This window comes from Mycobacterium sp. ITM-2016-00317 (assembly GCF_002968295.1).
Lineage (GTDB): Bacteria > Actinomycetota > Actinomycetes > Mycobacteriales > Mycobacteriaceae > Mycobacterium.
In genome coordinates, this window is record NZ_CP134399.1 from 1,068,664 (window position 1) to 1,091,919 (window position 23,256).

General features: G+C 71.9%; 13 protein-coding genes and 2 pseudogenes. 1 reads left to right on the forward strand and 14 read right to left on the reverse strand.

From position 1 onward, the window contains the following. Positions 1–12 precede the first annotated feature (12 nt). From C6A87_RS05045 to recC, 5 genes and pseudogenes are all read right to left on the reverse strand, one after another. Positions 13–2,733 carry a cation-transporting P-type ATPase gene (locus C6A87_RS05045; protein ID WP_311116265.1) on the reverse strand — a complete coding sequence of 907 codons (2,721 nt, stop codon included), beginning with the start codon at positions 2,731–2,733 and terminating at the stop codon, positions 13–15. Between the two features lie 42 nt (positions 2,734–2,775). Further along, positions 2,776–5,165, reverse strand: a pseudogene (locus tag C6A87_RS05050) (YbhN family protein). Positions 5,166–5,357: 192 nt separating this feature from the next. Next, positions 5,358–7,013 (reverse strand): exodeoxyribonuclease V subunit alpha, encoded by a 1,656-nt coding sequence (recD, locus tag C6A87_RS05055; RefSeq protein ID WP_311116266.1) that lies wholly within the window; start codon positions 7,011–7,013, stop codon positions 5,358–5,360. Continuing rightward, positions 7,010–10,309, reverse strand: coding sequence for an exodeoxyribonuclease V subunit beta (recB, locus tag C6A87_RS05060; protein WP_311116267.1), 3,300 nt, complete (start codon positions 10,307–10,309; stop codon positions 7,010–7,012). Before recB ends, recD begins: the two co-directional genes overlap by 4 nt. Next, a pseudogene (recC, locus tag C6A87_RS05065) lies at positions 10,306–13,555 on the reverse strand (exodeoxyribonuclease V subunit gamma). Before recC ends, recB begins: the two are co-directional and overlap by 4 nt. Positions 13,556–13,651: 96 nt before the next feature. Between recC and C6A87_RS05070 the strand changes: the two are divergent. Then, positions 13,652–14,755: an NAD(P)/FAD-dependent oxidoreductase gene (locus C6A87_RS05070; RefSeq protein ID WP_311116268.1), complete on the forward strand. Its 1,104-nt coding sequence runs from the start codon at positions 13,652–13,654 to the stop codon at positions 14,753–14,755. Here the strand turns inward: C6A87_RS05070 and C6A87_RS05075 are convergent. The 9 genes from C6A87_RS05075 to C6A87_RS05115 are packed head-to-tail and all read right to left on the reverse strand — an operon-like array spanning position 14,733 to position 23,139. Beyond that, positions 14,733–15,725: a magnesium transporter CorA family protein gene (locus C6A87_RS05075; protein ID WP_311116269.1), complete on the reverse strand. Its 993-nt coding sequence runs from the start codon at positions 15,723–15,725 to the stop codon at positions 14,733–14,735. The two genes, C6A87_RS05070 and C6A87_RS05075, sit on opposite strands and share 23 nt — an antisense overlap. A 7-nt stretch (positions 15,726–15,732) precedes the next feature. Next, complete coding sequence (locus C6A87_RS05080; protein WP_311116270.1) at positions 15,733–16,827, reverse strand: MSMEG_0565 family glycosyltransferase; 1,095 nt, start codon at positions 16,825–16,827, stop codon at positions 15,733–15,735. Further along, entirely contained in the window at positions 16,812–17,663 is an 852-nt protein-coding gene (locus C6A87_RS05085; RefSeq protein ID WP_311116271.1) for a carbon-nitrogen hydrolase family protein, read from the reverse strand. Before C6A87_RS05085 ends, C6A87_RS05080 begins: the two co-directional genes overlap by 16 nt. Next, positions 17,660–19,075 carry an MSMEG_0567/sll0787 family protein gene (locus C6A87_RS05090; RefSeq protein WP_311117821.1) on the reverse strand — a complete coding sequence of 472 codons (1,416 nt, stop codon included), beginning with the start codon at positions 19,073–19,075 and terminating at the stop codon, positions 17,660–17,662. Before C6A87_RS05090 ends, C6A87_RS05085 begins: the two co-directional genes overlap by 4 nt. A 5-nt stretch (positions 19,076–19,080) precedes the next feature. Then, on the reverse strand, positions 19,081–20,148 hold the full coding sequence (locus tag C6A87_RS05095) for an MSMEG_0568 family radical SAM protein (protein WP_311116272.1): 1,068 nt from the start codon (positions 20,146–20,148) through the stop codon (positions 19,081–19,083). Between the two features lie 4 nt (positions 20,149–20,152). Then, the gene (locus C6A87_RS05100; protein WP_311116273.1) at positions 20,153–21,427 is read right to left on the reverse strand and encodes an MSMEG_0569 family flavin-dependent oxidoreductase; all 1,275 of its coding nucleotides are present in this window, start codon (positions 21,425–21,427) and stop codon (positions 20,153–20,155) included. Further along, complete coding sequence (locus tag C6A87_RS05105) at positions 21,424–21,720, reverse strand: MSMEG_0570 family nitrogen starvation response protein (protein ID WP_311116274.1); 297 nt, start codon at positions 21,718–21,720, stop codon at positions 21,424–21,426. The genes C6A87_RS05100 and C6A87_RS05105 overlap by 4 nt, the downstream gene beginning before the upstream one ends. After that, on the reverse strand, positions 21,713–22,612 hold the full coding sequence (locus C6A87_RS05110; RefSeq protein ID WP_311116275.1) for a carbon-nitrogen hydrolase family protein: 900 nt from the start codon (positions 22,610–22,612) through the stop codon (positions 21,713–21,715). Before C6A87_RS05110 ends, C6A87_RS05105 begins: the two co-directional genes overlap by 8 nt. Before the next feature lie 5 nt (positions 22,613–22,617). Further along, the gene (locus C6A87_RS05115) at positions 22,618–23,139 is read right to left on the reverse strand and encodes an MSMEG_0572/Sll0783 family nitrogen starvation response protein (protein WP_311116276.1); all 522 of its coding nucleotides are present in this window, start codon (positions 23,137–23,139) and stop codon (positions 22,618–22,620) included. Between the last annotated feature and the right edge of the window lie 117 nt (positions 23,140–23,256).

The window sequence follows — 23,256 nt, forward strand, 5'->3', positions numbered from 1 at the left end:
CGGCCGCGCCGGTCAGTAGCCGAGGCGGCGCCCGACGGCCTTGGCGACCTCCACGACCAGGAAGATCAGCACCGAGAAGCCCAGCGCCACCGCCCAGCTCTCCCAGCCGATCGGCGCGGAATGGAACCACGAGTTCAGTAGCGGCGTGTAGATGAACAGCAGCTGCAGCACCAGCAGCGCCGCGCCCGTCCGCCACACCCACGGGTTGCCCCGCAACGCGGACCTGCGCAGGCTCGACCCGGTCAGGAACCGGCAGTTGAACAGATACGCGAACTGGCCCATGGCCAGCATGTTCACCGCGGCGGTCTGGGCCACCGCCTGCGGATAGCCCCCGGTACGGCCGAGGAAGAACAGCGCCAGCGCGGCGCCGGCCACCAGCACCGACACCAGAGCGATCATCGACACGTCGGCCAGTCGCACCACCGGCTGCTCGGCCGGCCGCGGGGGCCGGTTCATCAACCCCTCCTCGGCGTCCTCGAACACCAGCGCCAGCGCCAGCGTCACCCCGGTCACCAGGTTGACCCACAGGATCTGCACCGGCTGCAGCGGCAGCGCGAAGCCGAACAGGACCGCGACGAGAATGACCAACGACTGGGAACCGTTGGCGGGCAACAGGAAAAGCACCGACTTGCGGATGTTGTCGTAGATCCGCCTGCCCTCTTCCACCGCCTTCTCGATCGTGGCGAAGTTGTCGTCGGCCAGCACGATCCCGGCGGCCTCCTTGGTCGCCTCGGTGCCCTTGATGCCCATCGCCACCCCGATGTCGGCCCGGGTCAGCGCCGGAGCGTCGTTGACACCGTCGCCGGTCATCGCGACGACGTTGCCTTCGGCCTGCAGCGCGCTGACGATGCGCAGCTTGTGCTCCGGGCTGGTGCGGGCATAGATGTCGACCTCGCCGACCACCTCGCGCAGCCGCGGCTGACTCATCGCCTGCAGGTCGGACCCGGTCAGCGCGGGCGGGTCCGGCCGGTCGACGATGCCCATCTCCCGGGCGATCGCCCGCGCGGTGCCGACGTGGTCGCCGGTGATCATCTTCACCCGGATGCCGGCGCTGTGGCAGTTGGCGATCGCGTCGACCGCCTCGGGGCGGGGCGGATCGACGATCCCGGCCAGGCCGAGGAACTCCAGGCCGGAATCGACGTCGTCGAACGCGATCTCGTCCCCGGTGCCCGCCGGGCGCCGGGCCGCGGCGAGGACGCGGAGCCCCTGACCGCTGAGCGTGTCCACCCAGCCGTCCCAGAAGTCGCGGTCCAGCGGTTCGGCCACCCCGGCGCGCAGCTGGGTGGCCGAGCGGTCCAGCAGACGGTCCGGGGCGCCCTTGACGTGCAGCCACCGCGCGCCGTCGGGCGCCTCGTCGAGGGTGACCATGAACTTGTGCGCCGACTCGAACGGGATCTCGGCGATCCGGTTCATCGGCGCGTCCACCCCCGCTTTGCGGGCCAGCGCGCGCAGCGCGCCCTCGGTGGGTTCGCCGACCAGCTGCCAGCGGCCGTCGGTCTCGGTGAGCCGGGCGTCGTTGCACAGCGCCATCGTGACGACCACCTCGGTCAGGTCCGGGTGGTCGGCCAGCCTCGCGGCGACGCCGTCGAGTTCGAGGTTGCCGTCGGGGGCGTAGCCGGCGCCGGTGACGGCGTAGCGGTGCCGGGCGGTGACCACGCTGCGCACCGTCATCTCGTTCTGGGTCAGGGTGCCGGTCTTGTCCGAGCAGATCACGGTGACCGATCCGAGTGCCTCGACCGCGGGCAGCTTGCGGGTGATCGCGCGGCGGCGCGCCATCTGCTGCACGCCCAGCGCCAGCGTCACCGTGACCACCGCGGGCAGGCCCTCCGGGATGGCCGCCACCGCGAACCCGATGGCCGCGGAGATCAGCTCCTCGATGGAGAACTGGTAGCGCAGCCGGCCCACCACCAACATCACCGCTGCCATCACCAGGATCAGCACCGACAGCTGCCTGCCGAACTGCGCCAGTTTGCGGGTCAGCGGGGTGTCGATGGTCTCGACCTCGGTGATCAGCGTCTGGATGCGCCCGATCTCGGTGGCCGTGCCGGTCGCGGTGACCACCCCGACGCCGGTGCCTGCCGCCACGATGGTCCCGGAATACACCATCGACGTGCGGTCGCCGATTCCGGCGTCGAAGTCGACGCGGGTGACGTTCTTGGCCGCCGGCACCGACTCACCGGTCAACGCCGATTCCTCCACCTGCAGGTTGTTCACCTCGAGCAGGCGCAGATCAGCCGGGATGCGGTCTCCGGACCCGATGCGCACCACGTCGCCGGGCACCAGCGTCTCGGCGTCCACGTCGACCCAACGCCCGTCGCGGCGCACCCGGGCCGACACCGACAGCATCGCGCGGATGCTGTCGAGCGCCTGCTCCGCCTTGCCCTCCTGCAGATAGCCGACGACGCTGTTGATCACCGCGACCGCGCCGATCACCGCGGCGTCGATCCAGTCGCCCAGGATGGCCTTCAGGACGGCGGCCGCGATCAGCACGTAGATCAGCACGTTGTTGAACTGCGCCAGGAAGCGTTTCAGCGGCGAGCGCCGCGGCGGCTCGGGGAGCCGATTGGGACCGGTGGCGGCGAGCCGGGCCGCCGCGTCGGCGGAATCCAGACCCTCCGGTGTGGTGTGCAGGGCGGCCAGGATGTCGGCGCGGCCGTGGGCGTGGGCCAGTCCGGCGAACTCGGAATCCTCGACGGCCCGCTGGGTCTGTGCTGCCTCTGATCCCCGCGCCATCCCACGATGCTGTCTGCTCGGAGGTGGCCGTGCAACCGTCGTCTAGATCATGTCCCTGCGGGTGAGCCAGCGCATGATCGGCCAGCCGATGAACACCGGTAGCCAGCACGTCAGAATCCGGTAGAGCAGCACCGCGGGCACCGCGACGCCGGCAGGCACCCCGAAGGCGGCCAGCCCGCCGATCAGTGCGGCCTCGACCGCGCCGACGCCGCCGGGGGTGGGGGCCGCCGACGCCAGCGTCCCGCCGATCATCGTGACGATCGTGACGGTGACGAAGCTGGCGTCACCGCCGAACGCCTCGATGCTCGCCCACAGCGCCAGCGCGCCGCCGAGTGTGGTTGCCGCGCAACCGATCACGATCAGCGCCAGCCGGCGGGTTCGCGGGCCAGCGCCACCAGGTCGTTGACCACCTCCTGCAGCCGCGGCCGCACCGCGGTGGCGAGCCAGTGCCGCAGCTTGGGCACGAACAGGAAGATCCCGACCGCGCCGAGCGCGGCACCGGCGATCAGATACAGCACCGTCGCGCCCGGCACGAACCGCGACAGGTCCGCCGAGACGCCCACCAGTGTGCTGAAGAAGATCAGCAGCGTGATGTGGGTGATCACCTGGACCGACTGCTGCAGCGCCACCGCCGTGGTGGCCCGCAGCGCGCCCAGTCCGCCCTTCTGCAGGAACCGGGTGCTCAGCGCGAGCCCGCCCACCCCGGCGGGCGTCGTCGTCGCGGCGAACGTGTTGGCCACCTGCATGATGGTCAGGTTGCGGAAACTGACCAGCCGGTCGGCGCACGCCCACAGCGCTGCCGCCGCACCCAGGTACTTCAGCGCCGAGACCCCCAACCCGGCCAGCGCCCACCACCAGTTGGCCGACCGCAGCTCGGCGAAGAACACCGGCACCGAGCTGATGAACGGGTACGCGACGTAGACCAGCGCGACCAGCAGCACCATCTGGATCAGCTGGTTGCGGGTGAACCGGGTGATCGTCGCGGTCTTGATCTGCTCGGCGCCGGTCTGGTTCTTCACCTCGTCGCGGACCGCCGACATCACCGTGCCCGCTTCGGGCACCGACTGCCGCACGCGTTTGGGCAGCGCGGTCTTGGTCAGCCGCCGCGACGCCGCGAGCACCTGCTCGAAGCCGAACACGGTGATCGCCGCGGCGACGGCCTTGTCGACGCCGTACAGATGCGAGGTGGTCAGCAGCAGCTGCGCGATGTCGGTGTGCAGGTGCGCGTCCGACGCGCCGTACTCGGCGTGGGTGAAGCCGCCGAACTGTGGGGTGCCGTCGACCACCGTGATCGACTTGCAGCGCAGGTCTCCGTGCGAGATCTGCTGGCTGTGCAGCACGCCCAGCGAGTCCCACACGCGGGCGACCGGGGTGGCGCCGGCGCAGTCCTCGAGCGGGGTGCCCCGGGCCGGCTTGTGCGCGTACACCGTCCAGCCGCGTTCCAGTGTCGCCACCGCGATCGGGGAGGTGTTGGCCATCCCGAGGTTGCCGATGGCCAGCGCCATCAGCGCACGGTGTTCGACCGCGCGGCGCATCGAGGTCTGCAGCGGCGCGGTCTCGCTGTCGCGCAGCCGCAGCTTGCCCCAGAACTGGCGCAGGAAGCCGCCGCCGCGTTGGTGCGGGCCGTACAGCTCGACGATCGCGGTCCCCGGTTCGGCGTCGGCGCCGGTCGCCGCCTCGGTCGCGTCGAGCACCAGCGGACCCTGCCCGGCCGGGCGCACCACCTTCAGCGTCGTGGCCGGGAAACCGCGGCGGGCCATCGCGCGGACCGCCCCGTCCAGCGGCACCTCGAGCGCGGGTGTCCCGACCACCAGCACCACCAGCGCGCCGACGAACCACCCGACCGCCAGGCCGAGCAGCGAGCGGGCCGGGACGACGGCGCTGACCACCAGATGGATCGGGACGAACGCCAGCAGCAGTGCCCACCACCAGCGCCGCCACCGGCCGGGCAGCCACGGCCCCGAGACCGTCAGCACCGCGGCCAGCATCGCGATCCAGCGCGGGTCGTCGAGGAACTGCGACAGCACGGTGTCGAGGCGTTCGCTGAGGTCCAGATGCCACCGCGGGGCCGCGATGCCGTTGCCGGTGATCGACAGCGCCAGGATCGCGATGAGCCCCGCCGCGGCATACGCGCCGAGCAGCTTCCACTGCCTCGACACGATCAGCCCGATCAGGATGATGAACGGCAACGCCAGGATCGTGACGCCGTAGATCAGATAGACGGTGTTGGACTGTGCGGGGCTGAGCACGCCGACGATCTCGGAGATCGACCGCTCCAGCGCCTCCCACTCATATCGGGTGATCAGCGAGCTGGTGACCACCACGACGAGGAACACCCCCGACACCGCCAACCGCACGATGTCGTTGGTCCGGCGGGTCAACGGTTGCAGAAGGCTGCCCGAGACAGCGACGTCCCGCCCGTCAACTCGCATATGTCAACGATCTCTTCCGGTTGGCTCCGAGCCCTGATCGGCTCACCGACAAAATAGCGACTCTTCGGTGACGATCGGTACCTGCGCGGCGGCGGGTTCAGCACACCGTCACCTGCCGAGATTGCATCTGCGTCGCGAAAAGTCGAGAACAGGCCGCGTGGAATGCGATTTCGGCGGGGGTCTGGTCGGCGGTCAGGGGCGGGTGCGCAGGCGCTGGGCCAGGCCCGAGGCGCGGGTGGCGCGCCGGCCGATCGCCGCGCGCACGGCGTCCTCGGTCCCGACCACCTGCACGCGCTTCTTGGCGCGGGTGACCGCGGTGTAGAACAGCTCGCGGGTCAGCAGCCGCGAATCCGGCGGCGGCAACAGCACGGTGACCTCGTCGGCCTGGCTGCCCTGGCTCTTGTGGATGGTCATCGCGAACATCGTGTCGACCTCGCCGAGCCGGCCGGGCGCGAACCGCTGCGCGCCGACGTGGGCGCGCAGCCCGTCCGGGGAGGCCACCACCACGCCCGTGTCGCCGTTGTACACGCCCAGCCCGTAGTCGTTGGCGGTCACCAGCAGCGGCCGCCCCGGATACCACTGCGCCCACACCGGCTGGCCCGTCGCCTCGGCCAGCCAGCGCTCGACCTGACGGTTCCAGTGCGCCACCCCGAACGGCCCGCGCCGGTGCGCGCACAGCAGCCGGTGACCGTCCAGCACGTCCAGTGCGGCGGGCCCGTCGCCCAGCAGCGCGGCCCGGCGCAGCGCCTCGGCCCGCGCGGTCAGCGGCGCGCGCAGCACGGCGGACGGATCGCCGGTGTCCAGCCACCCGACCGCGTCCCCGCCGGCCCCGAGCAACTGCACCGCGGCGTCGGCGTCCCCGGCGCGGATCGCCTGGGCCAGCGCGCCGATCGCCGCGCCGTAGCGGTGCGGGGTGGTGAGCTCGACGACCCCCGCGTCGCCCAGGCCCTCCACCAGGTCGGCCAGCACGGCGCCGGCGTCGACCGAGGCCAGCTGGTCGGGATCACCGACGAACAGCAGCCGCGCATCGGGGCGCACCGCCTCCAGCAGCCGGGCCATCATCGTCAGCGACACCATCGAGGTCTCGTCGACGACGATCACGTCGTGCGGCAGACGGTTGTCGCGGTGATGACGGAACCGCGACGACGTCCCCGGCCTGCTGCCCAGCAGCCGGTGCAGCGTGGTGGCCCGCAGCCCCGCCAGCCGGGTCCGGTCGACCGGGTCGAGTCGGCCCACCTCGTCGGCGACCGCGTCCTGCAACCGGGCGGCCGCCTTGCCGGTGGGTGCGGCCAGCGCCATCCGCGGCGGCGCGCCGCCCGCGATCTCGGCCTGCTCGGCGATCGCGGCCAGCAGCCGCGCCACGGTCGTGGTCTTGCCGGTGCCGGGCCCGCCGGTGAGCACCGTCAGTGACTGCCGCAGAGCGACTTCCGCCGCGTCGCGCTGCTCCTCCCAGCCGTCGGGGAACAGCCGCCCGACCCCCGGGACCGGATGGCGCGGCGGCGCGGCCAGCAGGGCCAGCACGTCGTCGCACACCTGCTGTTCCTCCCGCCAGTAGCGGTCGAGATAGAGCAGGTCACCGTGCAGGCGCAGCACCTGCTCCTCGGCCAGCGGGCTGGCCCGCACCGCCGCCGACCACTGCTCCGGCGACGGCCATGGCAGCTCCGGCATGCCGGCCGTGGCGGCGACGGTGGAGAGGTCGACGCACACCGACCCGCCGCGCAGCGCGCGCACCGCGAACGCGACGGCCAGCGCCACCCGGTGGTCGTCGTCTTTCCCCAGTGCGGTCAACCGTTGTGCCACATGCAGATCCGCGGGCTCGAACAGCTCGGCGAACGCGTCGATGCTCATGCCGCCGCACCCGCGTCCAGCAGGTCCGACAGCGCCTCGATCAGCGCGGCCGGGGGCTGCCAGCTGAAGACGCCCGCGGGATGGCCGTCGATCACCGGGGTGTCCGGGCCGCACATGCCGCGCACGAACAGGTACAGCACGCCGCCCAGATGCTCGCCGGGCTGGTAGCCGGGTTGCCGCCAGCGCAGAAACCTGTGCAGCACAACGCAATACAGCAGCGCCTGGAGCGGATAGTCCGAATGCAGCATCGCCTCGGTCAGCCGGGCCGGGGTGTAGTCGGCGGCCGTCAGCGGGCGGGCCGGATCGCCGAGCCAGTTGGTCTTGTAGTCGACGACCAGGTACCGGCCGCCGACCCGCAGCACCGCGTCCAGCGAGCCGTTGAGGTAGCCCTTCAGCGACTGCCCGGCCAGCGCGCTGCCGGTCAGCCGTTCGGCGTAGCGGGCCAGCGGGTCGTGTGCGGGCAGATGCCGGGCCAGCAGCCGGCCGACATCGGCCAGCGAGATCGGCGGCGCGTCGGCCCGCCGGTCGCCGCCGGCCAGCGGAAACTCGAACTCCATCTCCCGCAACCGGTCCCGCAGCCCGATGTCGCGCAGCGTCACGCCGGGGGCCAGCGGTCCCAGCGGAGTGTCGTGCATCGGCACCAGCGCGGCCGCCAACTCGGCCGGCGGCACGTCGACCGGCCACCACACCGAATGCTCGGCGATCGCCGTCTCCAGTTCGGCGGCCAGGTCGGCGGCGAACGGGTCGGCGGTCTCCAGCACCGCGTGCACCAGCGTGCCGAACTTGGCGCCCATCGGCAGGTCGGCCATCGGGGACGGCACCTGCTCGCCGGCCGCGGGGGACTCGTGGACCGGGACCTCGCCGGCCTCGTCGTCCAGCTCGACGACCTCCGGTTCGCTGCTCACCCCGCCGCTCTCGTCGGATTCGGCGGCGCGGATGAGGCCCGAGTACGACGTCCGCCGCCACGACGTGTCGATGCGCCGGTGGAAGTGCCGGACGTCCAGATCCTCGGGCGGAGCGGGCAGTTCGACCGCACGTGGCGGGGCGATGACCGACTCCTCGAGGGCGGGGCCGCCCGCGTCGGACCACGCGCGCAGCAGCGCCATCGCGTCGGCGTCGTCGATCCGGGGCGGGTCACAGCGATCCGGCACCACGTCCTGGCCGGGGCGGCGCCCGCGCAGCAGCCGGGACAGTCCGCCGTTGGGTTCGTCGTTGGACGGCGCCCACCACGCGACCACCTGGGACTGTGCGCGCGTCAACGCGACATAGGTGAGCCGGACGTCGTCGCCGGCGGCCTCGCGCCGGCCCTGCGCCTGGGCGGCGGCGTGATCGGGGCTGAGCTCGCCGCCGATGTGCAGGCAGCGGACGTCCCCGTCGTGGAACGTCACCACGTCGCGGGTCTGGATGTTGCGGTTGAACGCGAACGGCAGGTACACCACCGGGAACTGCAGTCCCTTGCTCACCCACACCGTCATGATCTGCACCGCCGCCGCGTCGCTGTCGAGCCGGCGGTTGCGTTCGACCGCACCGTTGCGTTCCTCGCGCTGGGTGCGCAGCCAGTCCCGCAGCGCGGGCAGGCCGAAGTGCTCGCGGTGGGCGGTGGCGTGCAGGATCTGGGTCAGGTGCGCCAGGTCGGTCATGTGCCGCTCGCCGTCCACCCAGGACAGCACCCGCTCACCCATACCGCCCAGCTGCGCGGCCTCGAACACCGCCGCCACGCCGCGGTCCCGTGCGAAATCGGCCCACTGACGCAGAGTCTCGGCGATCCGGTCGGTCAGCGTGTCGTCGTGCGCGGCCAGCGTCTCGGCGGTCTCGCCGAAGAACATCGTGGTGGCCGCGGCGCGCACCAGGCCGGACCGGTGCGGCTGGTCGAACGCCTCCAGCAGGCACAGCCAGTCGTCGGCGGCGGGGGAGGAGAACACATCGGAGTCCCCGGTGTAGACCGCCGGGATACCTGCGGTGGTGAGTGCGTCGAAACAGGCGTGGCCGTCGCGGTGGCTCTCCACGATCACCGCGACGTCGCCGGGCTGCAGCGGCCGGTCGCAGAACGTCGCCCCGCCGGCGAGCAGCGACGAGACGTCGGCGGCGAGGTCCGTCGGGATGTGCCTGCGCAGCCTGTCGATCGGGATGGGCTTGTCGGGGCGGGTGCCGAACTGGTCCCGGCGGACCACCCGGAGCCGGAACGGCGCGTTGTGCGGCGCGCCCTGCAACCGGTGCGTGCGGTGGTGGGCCTCGACCGGGTGCACCACGATGCGCGGGTCGCCGAGCCGGGCACCGCGCATCACCGCCTGCAGGCTGTCGACCAGCGGACCGTCGCTGCGGTAGTTGGTGGCCAGCGTCTTCTGCTCACCGGCGGTCGACGCGGCGTGCAGGTAGGTGACGATGTCGCCGCCGCGGAACGCATAGATCGCCTGCTTCGGGTCGCCGATCAGGATCACCGTGCAGTGCCCGCTGAACGCGCGGTCGATCACCTGCCACTGCACCGGGTCGGTGTCCTGGAACTCGTCGACCATCACGATCGACCAGCGCTGCCGCATCCGCGCCCTGGCCGCCGAGTCCGGCGACTCCAGCGCGTCGGCCAACCGGGACAGCAGGTCGTCGTAGTGCAGGATGCCGAGCCGGCGCTTGCGGGTCTCCAGCTCGGCGCACACCGCCTGGGCGAACTGCACCCGCACATGCGGGTCGAAGCCGGGAGCGGGGTCGGCGGGCCGTAACTCGGTGTGCGCGTTGCGCACCACCTCGCGGGCCAGGTTCAGCGCGGCGTCGTAGGTCAGCAGCGGCTCGTCGCGCTGCTGGCCGAAATGGGCGAGGTACAGGTCGTCGACGATCTCGGTCACCAGGTCGTCGAGGCTGTCGACCAGCTCGACCCCGGAGTCGGTGTCCCCGGCCACGCCGAGCGAGCGCAACACCAGCTGACAGAACTGGTGGGTGGTCGCGATGGTCGCGGCGTCGAAACCGGCCAGCGCGTCACGCAGCCGCTGTCTGCGCTCGACCAGTTCCTCGGCGGTGCCGTCGAGCAGATGCGCGATGATCTCGTTGCCCGTCGCGCCGTCCGGATCGTCGAAAGCCCTTACCGCATCCACGATCTGTGCGCGCACCCGTTCGCGAAGCTCCTGGCTGGCGGCGCGGCCGAACGTGATGAGCAGCATCTGGTCCAGGGTGGCCACACCCTCGGCGACATACCGGGTGACCAGACCGGCGAGCGCGAACGTCTTGCCGGTGCCCGCGCTGGCCTCCAGCACGGTGGTGGTCTTCGCCGCCGGAAGCGGGCCGAGCAGGTCGAACGGCTCCGTCACTCGGGGTTCCTCTCGGCGCGCAGCATCGGCGACCACAACCGCGCGGCGTAGTCGGGCAGGCCTGCCTCGACCAGACCGGACAGCGGGAAGTGCGGGCCCCACACCCTGACGTGGGCGCGATCCTGATCCTCGCCCGGGTAGCGGCCCGACTTCCACTTCCAGCCTGCCTCGCGGCTGGGCGCACCCCGGCGGTGCTCCGTCTCGGCCCAGGCATAGGACGTCTTGGGCGGCAACGGGATCGGCGCGCGGCGGCCCGCGTCGTACATCGCGACCAGGTCGGCCAGCACCTCGGCGGCCGAGTCCGGCGGGCCCAGCAGCCGTTGCCGGACGTCGCCGTCTCGGGCGCCCCGGCCGATGCACACCGCGGTCCACTCCGTCCCGGGATGGTGAGCGGTCAACGCCACCAGACGAATCCACGACTCCAGCAGGTGCCTGCCGTCGAGCTTCGAGTACGTCACGGCCACCAGCCGGTCGCCGTACAACCTCGGTACCGTGCCGGCGACCCGCCGCGCCGGTGCGATCGGGACGTCGACGTCGACGGCCCGCGGGTCGGGGCCGCGGTGCCGCTGCGCCACCGCCGCCAGCGCACCCGACCGGGCCGCGATCTGCTGCGCCTTGCGCCAGCCGAGCCGCCCCGGCGGCAACGAGCCGCGGCGCCATTCGGCCTGCTGCGCTTGGGCCGCGGTCATCCCGCGCAGCATGTCCTCGAGCATGCGGTCGCCGATCTTCCACTCCGCCAGCGCGTCGATCTCCACCGGCATCGCGTCGTCGATCGCGTCGACGTCCCACGGCAGCGTGTAGTCCAGCGCCCGGAAGAAACCCTTCACCGGATCCTTGAAGAAGCCGATCAGCTCGTCGAGCGCGACGTCGGCAGGCGCCGGGGCGGGCAGCGGCGCGCCGAGCAGGCCGGGCCGCGGGTCGCGGTGCCCGGCCGCCACCCGCGCGGCGGTCAGCGTGGTCGGGTCGAACGTGAACGGCTGCCCCGCAGGCATGCCGAGCTTCCCGGGCGTGACGTTGTCGATGTCGAACGGCTGCAACGGATGCTCGACGAGCACCCGGTCGCGGACCGGGACCGCGGTGGTGACGTCGAGGGTGTCGAGCAGTTCGACGACCGGCACCGCGGGCGGCATCCGCTGACCGCTGACCTCGTTGGCGCCGGTATAGGTGATCACCAGCTTCTCGGTGGCCGAGCCGATCGCATCGAGCAGCAGTTGCCGGTCCTCGGAACGGATGTCGCGCTCACCGGTCCTCGGGTCGCGCGCCAGCGCGTCGTCGCCGTCGACCACGCCGATCCGAGGGAACACGCCGTCGTCGAGGCCGACCAGGCAGACCACCCGGTGCGGGACCGAACGCATCGGCACCATGGTGCAGACGGTCAGCGTGCCGGTGCGGAAGTTGGCCCGGGTCGGCCAGGCCCGCGAGATGGCGGTCGAGCAGCGCCTTGACGTCGGACAGCCGCAACTCGGTGCCTGCATGCGTGCCCGCGGCGGCCAGGATGTCGTTGAGCTCACGCTGCACCTGGCTGACCTGCCACAGGTCGGCATCCGACACCGCGGTCAGCGCGTCCAGGCCGTCGAAGAGCCGCTGCACCCAGGTGCTCACCGGCGCTGCGCCCGAGAGTGATTCGACCGTGCGGTGCAAGCGGTCGACGTATTCGGCCAGCCAGGCGAGCTCGACCCGATTGCTGCCCACGTCGTCCAGCGGCAGCGTGGTGTCCAGCCAGGCTCGGGAATCCTCGGACATCGCCACCCCGGCCAGCACCCGGTCGATACCGAACCGCCAGGTGTTTTGCAGGAAGTCGACGCCGTAGGGGTGGCGGTGGTCCCGGTCGAAGCCCCAGCGGATGTTCGACTCGCGCACCCAGTCGCCCATCGTGTCGAGGTCGTCGTCGGAGAACCCGAACCGGGACCGGACCGGCGCGGCCTCGGCGAGGTTGAGCACCTCACCGGCGGTGGCCCGCCCCCCGGCCAATCCGAGCAGTTGCCGGGCCACCCCCAGCAGCGGGTTGGTCTGGGTCAGGGCCCGGTCGGCGAGCTTGACGCGCAACCGGTGCGCGGGATGGGCGCCGGTGACGACGTCGCCGAGGCCGAATCCGGCGACGATCAACGGCGCGTAGGTCTCGATGTCGGGACACATCACCAGGATGTCGCGCGGTTCCAGCGTGGGATCGTCGGCGAGCAGACCCAGCAGCACCTCACGCAGCACGTCCACCTGCCGGGCCGCGCCGTGGCAGCTGTGGACCTGCACCGACCGGTCCCCGGGGTCGGGGGTACGGCCTTGTGGGCGAACCGAATCGGCGCCGATGTCGGACTGCAGCCAGCCCAGCAGGCTGTCGGGGCGCTCGACCGGGCCGAGGCTCTCGTCGGTCTGCGCCCCGGTCGGCAGCGCGCGCTGCAACTCGCGCAGGTCGCGGCCCAGCGTGGCCAGCAGCGGATGGCCGACCTCCCGGTGGGAGGTGTCCGCGCGGCGGCGCACCACGCCGCGGACGTCGCCGAGGGCGTTCCACAGCCGGGCGCTGGGGTGCGGCAGCCACAGGTGCAGCTCGTGATGGGTGCTCAGCGCGTCGAGCAGTTCGATCTCGGTGACCGGCAGCCGGGTGTGGCCGAACAGAGACAGCCGCTCCGGCAACGCGCACGGCCCCTCCCGGAGCCGGGCCACGGCGGCCGCGTGGCGGTGGTGCGGCGGGTCGGCGTCAACGGCGGCCAGCAGTGCGCGGTAGAGCTTCGGCTGCCACAGCAGGTCGTCGTCGAGGTCGCCGTCGCGGCCGTCGATCCAGTCGATCAGCAGGTGCGGACGCTGCCTGGCATAGGAGTCGAACAGCCCGGCGAGGCGGCGCGCCACGGCATAGCGCCTGCCCTGCCGCAGCGACCTCTCCTCGCCGTCGGCGAAGTGGCCGAGGTGGCCGGCCAGCGTGGCGCACCACGGTTCGCCGACACAGTTGTCGATGACGGTCAGCAGCGGCCACACCATCGCCTCGGGTGACCACGGGTCGTCCTTGTCGGTGCCGGTCAGCTCCGCGATCAGCGAGCGTGGGTGCCGGAACGTGACGCCCGCGCAGATCCCGTCCTGGCCGGTGCCGCGGCCGAGGACGTGGGAGAGCCGCTGGCTGAGCCAGCGTTCGGTGCCCCGTGCGGACACCAGCACGAGATCCTCGGCGAACGGATCGGCCGGTGGATCGGCCAGCATCGCACCCAGGCCGTCGGCCAACAGGTCGGTGCGCTCGGCCCGGTGCAGGTGCAACCCCATCGTGCGGTCAGACTACGACAGCTCCCCGACACCCACGACGACCCCGCACGCGCGCAGGCCCGGATTGGACCGCAGGCCTGCGGGTATCCGCTGCCCATGGTGGCACCCGGATTCCTGGCCATCGGAAGTGGACCCGCGGGCGTCAGCGCGGCCGAGACCTTCCGCCGCAGGCATCCCCGTATTCCCGTGCGCATCCTGTCGGCGGACCCGGCGCTGCCGTACGCGAAGCCGCCGCTGAGCAAGGAGTTCCTCGGCGGCGGCCACCCCGACCTGGACCTGCACAGCGCCGGCTGGTTCCGCCGCCACGACATCGACCTGGTGCTGGGCATCACCGCCGAGCACATCGACGTCGACGCCCAGGAGGTGGTCACCGCCGGGGGTGCGCGCTACCCGTACTGGCATCTGGTGCTGGCGCCCGGCTCGACCGCGGTGCCGTTGACCGTGCCCGGTGGGCACTGCGCGCAGCGGTTGCGTTCCCTCGCCGACGCCGTCGCGCTGAAGATGGCGGCCCGGTACGCCGAGAGCGCGGTGGTGATCGGCGGCGGGCTAGTGGGGTGCGAGGCCGCGTCCCAGCTGGCCGCGCTGGGGGCGGCCACCACCCTGGTGGTGCCCGAATCGGCGCCGCTGCAACGCCGGTTCGGGGTCGAGGTTGGCAAGCGGGTCGCCGAGATGCTCTCCGACGCCGGGGTGCGGGTGCTGCTGTCGACGACGGTGGCCGCGGTCGACGACACCGGCGTGACGCTGACGCCGGGGAACAGGGTCGACGGCGACGTCGTCGTCGCCGCCACCGGTGTCCGCCCCGACATCCGGCTGGCCACCGGTGCGGGGCTGGCCACTCGGCAGGGCCGGGTGGTCGCCGACGAACACATGCGCACCTCGGCCCACAACGTCTATGCCGCAGGCGATGTCACGATCGCCTACAACGTGGCGGCCGCCCGCCCGGTGGTCTCCGAGCACTGGCGCGACGCCGCCCAGCAGGGCCTGGTCGCCGGCCTCACCGCGGCCGGCCAGCCCGCCGCCTGGCACAAGGTGCCCCGATTCAGTTGCCGGATAGGCGATTTCACGCTGTCCTACCGGGGCTGGGGCGGCGACTTCGACACGTCGACGCTGACCGATGCCGAGGGCGGCTTCTCCGTGGTGTACCGGTCGGGACGCTCGGTGGTCGGGACGCTGGCCGCTAGATCCAGTCCCGCTTCCTGAACAGCCAGTACAGGAGCACGACGAACACCACGATCACCGCGCTGCTGGTGATGAAGCCGCCGAACGTGTCGATGCCCGGGTAGTCGACGTTCTGGCCGTAGAAACCGGTGATCGCGGTCGGCACGGCGACGATCGCCGCCCATCCGGTGAGCTTCTTCATCACGGTGTTCAGTCGGGCGTCCTGCAGCGAGAGGCTCGTCTCGAACACCGCGGTGACCATGTCGCGCAGCGACTCGGTCCACTCCGAGGCGCGCTGCACGTGGTCGTAGAGGTCGGCGTAGAGCGGATCGAGTTCGCCGGTGGCGTTGGAGTCCCATCGGCGATGCTGGATCGCCAACACCACCTCCCGCATCGGCAGGACCACCCGGCGCAATGCGACCAGATCCTTGCGCAGCTGAAAAGTCCTGTGCTGAAAGTCTTTTCCGGGTGCAACACCGTCGAACAGGACGTCCTCCAGAGCCTCGATCCCGTCGTCGAGCACCTGCACCGCGTTGAAGTGCCCGTCGACGATCACGTCGAGCAGGCCGTGCACCAGCGACCCGACGCCGTACTCCTGGCCGCCGAGTTCGTCGAACCGCCGGGACACCTCATCGATGTCGAACCGGTCCGACAGTCGCACCGTGATCAGGCCGCGCGGCAGCACGAAGGCCGAGACCCGGTGCTTCTCCAGTGCCGAGTCGGAGTAGGACTGCGGCGGGGGATCTTTCACGGTCACGCCGTAGGCCGTGAAGAACGTGTGGGTTCGGTAGGTGACGGCCTTGGTGCGCTCCACGTCGGCGAGTGCGTCCTCGACCGCCCAGGTGTTCAGGTTCAGTTCCCGGGCCAGCTCCGACAGGATCTCGTGGTCGGGGTCGTAGATGTCGCACCACACCAGGGTGTTGTCCGAGCACAGGCACTCCGAGATCGCCGAGAACCGGAAGTCGTCGGTGGGTTGACCATCGCGCCAGATCCGGCCCCGGACTCGTGTCACCCGACCATCATGGCACCGCTGCCCTCGGGGCCGGGTGTGCGGCGTAGAAGGCCAGATGGGCCCGCGCCGCGGCCTCCCAGGTCATGGATTCGGCCAGTGCCCGACCCGCCTCGGCCCGCGTCGTCCCGCCGAGCGCGGCGGCGAGCTCCGCCGCGAAGCCCTCGACGTCGGCGGCGTAACGCACGGTGTCGCCGAAAACCTCACGCAGAACCGGGAGTTCGCGTGCCACCACCGGGCGGCCGGCTGCCAGGGCCTCCATCGCGGCCAGCCCGAAGCCCTCCTTGACCGACGGGAACGCGAAGACCTCCGAGGCGGCCACCAGGCTCGGCAGGTCCGCGTCGGGAACGGCGCCGAGGACGACCGGTTGCACCCCCAGCTCGGCGCAGCGCCGGTCGAACCGGGCGCGGTAGTCGCGGTAGTCGAACAGCGTCTCGCCGCCGGCGATCACCAGCGTGAGGTCGGCGTGCCGCCGTCGGAGCAGATGGTAGGCCTCCAGCAGGTCGAGGGTGCCTTTGCGGGGTTCGATCCCGCCGACGGCCAGCACGTAGCGGCCCAGTTGGTCGCGCCATCTGCGCTGGTCCTGCACGGCCGCGGCGGCGGCGACGAAGCGGTCGGCGCGCACCCCGTTGGGGATCACGGTGGGGTGCAATCCCCAGCCTGCGGCCACCTCGGCCGCGACGGCGGCCGACACGCAGATCCGGGCGTACGGCTCCACGACGGCTCGCTCGTGGCAGCGGGCCAGGATCGGGGTGGTGAACTCGTCGAGATGGTGGATGGTGCGGATGCAGGGGCCGACGGCGTTGGCGCTGATGCAGTCCTGCGCGTGCACGATGTCGTACGCCGCCGGGGTGAAGTGACTGTGCAGGGTGTCGATCGAGCGCACGATGCGGTCGGTGACCGTCTCGCCGGGGCGGTCCGGGAATCCGAGCAGGCGCAGTTCCACCGCGGGGTCCACGTCGCGGAAGAACCCGGTGTCGCCCTGCCTGGCCAGTGACCAGACGGTGACGGCGACGCCCAGACCGGCCAGCGCTTCGGCGAGGTTCAGGGTGTGCACCACCCCGCCACGGGGTTTGGTCGAGTACGTGATCAGTGCGACGCGCATGGCCGATCCCGTCCCGCGGCCGAATACGCGTCCACCCGCCGTTCCGCGAGGTGGTCCAAAACCCTCCGGGCGCGCGCTATCTCGGTCTCCACATCGATCTCGACACAGGCCATGCCGCCCTTGGACCGGGTGGTGGCCAGCACGTCGCCGCCCGGACCGACGACCTTGGCCTGACCGAGGAACCGAAGGGACCCCATCACGCCGGTCTGGTTCGCCGACACCACGACGACCTGGTTCTCGGCGGCGCGGGCGCAGTCGTAGAGGTCGAACAACCGCGACTGGCGGTCGGCGGGCAGCCGCGACGCCCGGTCGGTGACACTGGCCGGCCACGCCGACAGTGCGGCGACGATCTGGGCCCCGTCCAGCGCGAGCGCCCGCGCGGATTCGGGGAACGTCTTGTCGTAGTCGATCAGCATGCCCAGTCGGCCGACGGCGGTGTCGAATGCGGCGAACGTGTCACCGGCCAGATAGGCCAGCGACTCCCCGGCCGGCTGGTGCACCTTGCGGTGGGCGCCCAGCACCCCGTCGCCGGACACGCAGATCGCCGAGTTGTAGCGCCCCCCGCCGGGGGCCGCTTCGGCGTAGCCGACGCACACGGTCATCGGGCCCGCCGCGGCGATCACCGCGCCGATCTCGGGCCCGTCGGGGTCGAGAGCCGGGGGAGGATCGGCCGGGTCGGGCCTGCGCAGGTCGCCGAGGTAGCCGCCGAGACAGGCGTCCGGGAACACCAGCAGCTGAACGCCGTCGCGCGCGGCCGCCTCGATGATGCCGACCACCTTGGCCACCCCGCGGTCGACGTCGCGGCCGAAGTGCGCCGCGACCGCCGCGAGCTTCATGCCGTACCCAGACCGGTCACCGCGCCGGGCAGCACCGCGGTCACCGCCCCGTCGGGCCAGCGCAGACGGACCCCGGGCTGCCGCGTGAGCCGGCCGCACACCGCGGTGGCGACCGACTGGGGCAGCGGGGCCGTGCCCGCCTCGCCCGCAGTCAGCATCCCGAAACCGGGGAAACACGTCAGCCAGGAACCGAGGTCCGCGCCGTCCGGCCGGGGAACCGTCGCGACGTCGATCTCGGCCCCGACCCCACCGGCCTCGGCCAGCATCCCCGCGGTGCCTGCGATACCGGCCATGCTGACGTCCTTGGCGGCCCGCGGCCGCACGGTGGCCACATACTCCGCCATCCGGGCGAGGTCGTCGGCGGTGCGGCCGCTGGTCGAATCCCACTGCCGGCCGTGGTAGCCGGGACGCCAACGGCCGGCCAGGTCGACCGTCAGGCGCAGTGGGTCGCCGGCTGCTCCGCCGCCTGCAGGCACCGGGTCGGCCGTGCGCCCCAGCGCGGTGATCGCCAGCGACGCCGGCACCCCGAGCTGGGTGTGCCCGCCGAGCACCGGGACCCGCCACGCCTGCGAGGCGTTGGCCACGCCGCGCACGATGCGGGTCAGCAGCGACCGGGTCGGCGCCCCGACCGCGTCGAGCAGCCCCGTGGGCGTGGCGCCCATCGCCGACAGGTCGTTGACGTTGACCAGCACGGCGCACCAGCCCGCCCACTCCGGATCCCGCTCGACCATCGACGGGATGATCGCGTCGCACGCCGCGACCGCGTCGGTACCGGGCACCGGAACACCGTCGTCGCCGACGAAACCGTTCGGCCCCAGCCCGCCTGCCACCGCGCGCAGCGGAGCGAGCACGTCGCCGAGGAAGGACTTGGTGGCTGCCGCGACGCGCGCTATCGGATCCAGCGGCCAGCTCATCCGCCGGTGGGGGCGGCCCGCGACCGTGGCCTCTCCGTCGTCGGTCCAGCCCAGCCCGGTGAACATCGTCGCGTACCGGCTCTGCACGGTGGCCTCGAAGCGCAGCGCGCCGACGGATTCGACGTAGGCGCAGGCGGCACCGATCAACGCGGGGCCCAGTCCCGCCGCGCGCGCCGCCGGGTCGGCGACCAGCCTGCTGCCGGTCCACCAGCCGATGTCCGGCGTGCAGGCCGGGGCCAGCCGCACGCCGCCGAGCACCGCACCGTCTCCGGTCACCGCCACCAGCACCACGGTGCGGGGATCGTCGTCGACGTCGTCGCGGTCGGTGCCGGCGAACATGCCTTGCTCCACGACGAACGACGCGCGGCGCAGGCGCCGGTAGTCCTGCAGCTCGCGTGCGTCGGCCTGCCGCACGAGGAACGGCGTGCTGCGCTGCGGCCGCGCTCCGGCCAGGATGGACAGATCGGGACTGTGTGACGGATCAGCATGGAAGAGCACGTCTTTCACCCGCCCATGTGCTGCAGCACACCGCACGCGCCGCACGCGGCGCAGCCGGCCTTCTGTGCGGCGCCGGTCATCCCGGCCATCCGCAGCCGGTGTGCGACCTCATGCGAGACCTTCTCCACCACCGCGGCCGCGGGCGCGGACGCGCCGTCCTGCTCCACCGCCAACGTGCCGGGGTGCGGGCGGAACGGCACCACGAACGGGTACACGCCCATCTCGATCAGCTCTTCCGCCCCGGCGATGAGCTCCTCGGGATCCTCGCCGAGGCCGACCAGCAGATAGGTGGACACCTGGTTGCGGCCGAACACCGCGACCGCCTCCCGCCACGCAGCCCGGTACTGGGAAAGCGGGACCGTCGCCTTGCCGGGCATCCAGCGGCGGCGCACCGTGTCGTCCAGCGACTCCACGTGGATGCCGATCGCGTCGGCGCCGGCCTCGCGCAACTCGGCGAGCACGCCCAGATCGGCCGGCGGCTCACACTGCACCTGGATCGGCAGCCCGGGCACCGCCTCCTTGACCGCCCGCACGCACCGCGCCAGGTGGCGGGCCCCGCGGTCGGCCCCCGCCGAGGTGCCCGTGGTCATCACCATCTGCGTGACCCCGTCGAGGGTGACCGCCGCGCGTGCCACCTCGGCCAGCTCCGCGGGCCGTTTGACCGCGGTGGTAGCCCCGGCCCGCAGCGACTCCTCGATGGAACAGAACCGGCACCGCTGATCCGGGTCGTAACGGATGCACGTCTGAACCACGGTGGTGGCCAGCACGTTCCGGCCGTGCAGCCGGGCCAGCTTCTCGAAGGGGACACCGTCGACGGTGACCAGGTCGTAGAACTTCGGGCGTTCGATCACCTCGATCTCCAGCCCGGTGTCGTGCCCGTCGTAGAGCACCTTGTCGCCGTCGAAGGCGAACGGGCTCAGCGGGTTCCGCGGGATGGCGGCGTCGAGCCCGTCGACGACCAGGTGGCCGTCGTGGCTGGGGCCCGCGCCGGCGCCGCGGCTGAGCGGCGGGGTGCCGCGGATACCGAGCAGGGCGAGGTCGACGCGGGTGGAATGCGCGTGGGAAGGAGTCATCGGCTCAGCCGCCTACCGCCAGGCGCAGCGCCGCAGGCTCGCGGTATGCGGTGACGATGCTCGCGGCGAGGTGTGCGGCGTCGCGGTCGACACCGAGGAAGCGGCCCGACCCCCAGGTGTGCATCCAGGGCAGCCCGACGAAGCTGAGCCCGGGCACCGCGGTCACGCCGCGGTTCTGCATCGGGCGGCCGGCGCCGTCGAAGGCGCTCGCCTCGATCCACCGGTAGTCCGGCCGGTAGCCGATCGCCCAGACGATGCTGGTGACCCCCGCGGCGGTCAGATCCAGTGCGGTGGCCTCGGTGTCGGGTTCCCACACCGGGACGTACCGGCTCGGCGGGCCGGCCGGGGCGCCGGTCCGCGCGATGTGTGCGTCGATGTCGGCGCAGATCGAGTTGTACACCGCGTCGGCGTGATCGAGTGCCCCGCGCAGAGTCGGAGCGAACCGCAGACCGGTGCCGTGACCGTCGACCAGCGTGCCGTAGAGGCGCATGCCTTCGACGGCGAAGCGGCGCAGGTCGATGTCCCGACCGCCGTCACGGCCGGTGACGTAGTGGTTGGTCTTCTCGATCGCGGCCCGGCCGCCGGGGTACTCGCCGGCGGGCCGGTCGTAGAGACCCATCTCGGCCAGCCACGTCATGCAGTCGCGGCCGCGGTAGGTGCGGGCCACCCGCGGGGCGCTGCCGACCGCCAGGTGCACCTGCCGTCCGGCCAGGTGCAGGTCCTCGGCGATCTGCGCGCCGGACTGCCCGGTGCCCACCACCAGCACCGCGCCGTCGGGGAGTTGACCGGCATTGCGGTACTGCTCGGAGTGCAGCTGGGTGACCGAAGGGTCCAGTGCGCCGGCGAAGCTCGGCAGCACCGGCACCGGGTAGCCGCCGGTGGCGATCACGGCGTGCTCGCAGGTCAGCGTCTGCTCGCCGGCGGGCGCGGCCAGGGTGAGCTCGAAACCGCCGGTGGCGGCGTTGCGCAGCCGGGTCACCCGGGTGTGGGTGCGCACCGGCGCGTCGAAGGTGTCCAGCCAGCCGGCCAGCCACGCGACCACCTCGTCGCGGGTCATGAAGCCGTCCGGATCAGGTCCGGTGTAGCTGTACCCGGGCAGCCGGCAGTGCCAGTTCGGGGTGACGAGAGTGAAGTTGTCCCAACGGCTGTCGGCCCACGCGTGCACGGGGGTCTGGGCTTCCAGCACCACGTGCTCGATGCCGGCGCGGGACAGATACCAGCTCACCGACAGCCCGGCCTGTCCGCCGCCGATGACCGCGACCGGCAGGTGCGTGCTCATGACGCCTCCAGAGGCGGGTGCATCTCCACCACGCGGACAGCGGCGTCGCCGGGGTAGCGGGCCGCGGCCCGGCTGACCGCCTCGGCGGTGGCCGCCGCGGCGGTGCACGCGAAGCCGAACTTGGCCCGCACCCGGTCGCCGGCCTCGGCCATCGCCCGGTCGGTGCGCTCGACGAACTCCGCCACGGTGTAGCAGCCGTCGGTGCTGAAGTGGTCGTGGACGACCAGACTCGGTGAGTAGCAGCGCTGTTCGACGCCGTCGGGCCACCGCACCCGGAAGGTCATCTCAGGCATGGCTGAGCTCCCGCCACGGCGCCCCGGCCGCCGGATCCACATCGGTCACCGCGCCGTAGACGTCCGGGCGGCGGTCACGCAGATGGAACATGCCGGCCCGCATGGTGCGGAACGTCTCGTCGATGTCGACCTCGGCCACCGCCATACCGCTGTCGAGATGCGTTGTCGCCAGGATGTTCCCGCCCGGATCGACGACCTTGGCGTTGCCGACGTAACGGAGCGACCCGAACGTGCCGCTCTGGTTGGAGGCCACCCAGAAGACCTGGTTGTCCAGCGCCCGCGCGGTGTCGAACAGATTGAACCGGTAGGTCCACCGGTCGTCCTGCAGATTCGCGGCGGTCGCGGTGCGGGCCGCCGGCGAAGCCGACAGGCTTGCGATCACCTGCGCTCCCTGCAGGGCCATCACCCGGGCCGCCTCGGGAAACGCCTTGTCGTAACAGATCTGGAGCCCCACCCGGCCGATCGGGGTGGCGAAGACCTGGTAGCCCGAACCGGGGGAGTAGGACATGCCTTCGCCCAGCGGCTGATGGACCTTGCGGTATGAGCCGTAGACCGTCCCGCCGTCGAGCACCGCCGCGGCGTTGTAGCGGGTGCGGCCGTCGTCGGCGAGTTCGCAGAACCCGATCGCCACCACCAGATCGCCGACGATCCGCTGCACCTCGGCGATCTCGGGTCCGTCCAGCCGGATGGCCGGTGGCAGCGAGTGCGCCGTCGTCGGCGCGGTGTCACCGTGATTGCCCAACGACGACAGGTAACCCCCGATGGCGGCCTCGGGCAGGGCGAGGAAGTCCACGCCCCGGGCCCTGGCCTGCTCCGCCAGCTCGGCGATCAGCGCGTAGTTCTGGTCGAGATCGCGGGTGAAGTTGGCGGCCGCGGCGGCGAGCGTCGTCATCGCACTCACACCATGTATGTCGAGTTGATGATGGCGCCTTTGCGAGCGTAGTGGATGAGCGCGTCCTGCACGTCGAGCGGGTGGGCCGGGATGACACCCTCGATCAGGTCCTCCTCGCGGCCGCCGTGCAGCGCGAGGCCGAACCGGCAGCAGAACACCGTCCCGCCCTCGCCGATGAAGGTGCCCAGCGCGTCGTTGATGTTCTGCTCGCCGGGGAAGCCGGAGTCACCGGTGGTCGGAAAGCCGCGGGTGGCTAGGCAGTTGATGGAGCCGGGCCCGTAGAAGTAGAGCGCGGACTCGAAGCCCTTGCGCAGTGCGCGGGTGGCCTGCAGCACCGCGACGAAGCTGACCGACGACTCGTGGGCGATACCGTGGACCAAGGTGAAGTAGCTCTCGCCGTTCTCCGCCTTGTAGTCCGGGAAGAGCTTCGTGCCGCCGTAGATGCTGGTGCCCTTGGGTAGGGACGGGTGCGGGATCTCGGCGAGCGAGGCCTCGATGTTGGCGGTGATCGAATCGTCAAACGTCATGCGGGCTCCCAGTGAGTCGGTGGCTTTCGGCTCACTCGATTACAGGCCCGCGGCGTTGCGCGATGGTTAGGGACGGAATACGAACTCGTTAGGTGGAGCTCACCGCCGAAATGTGCC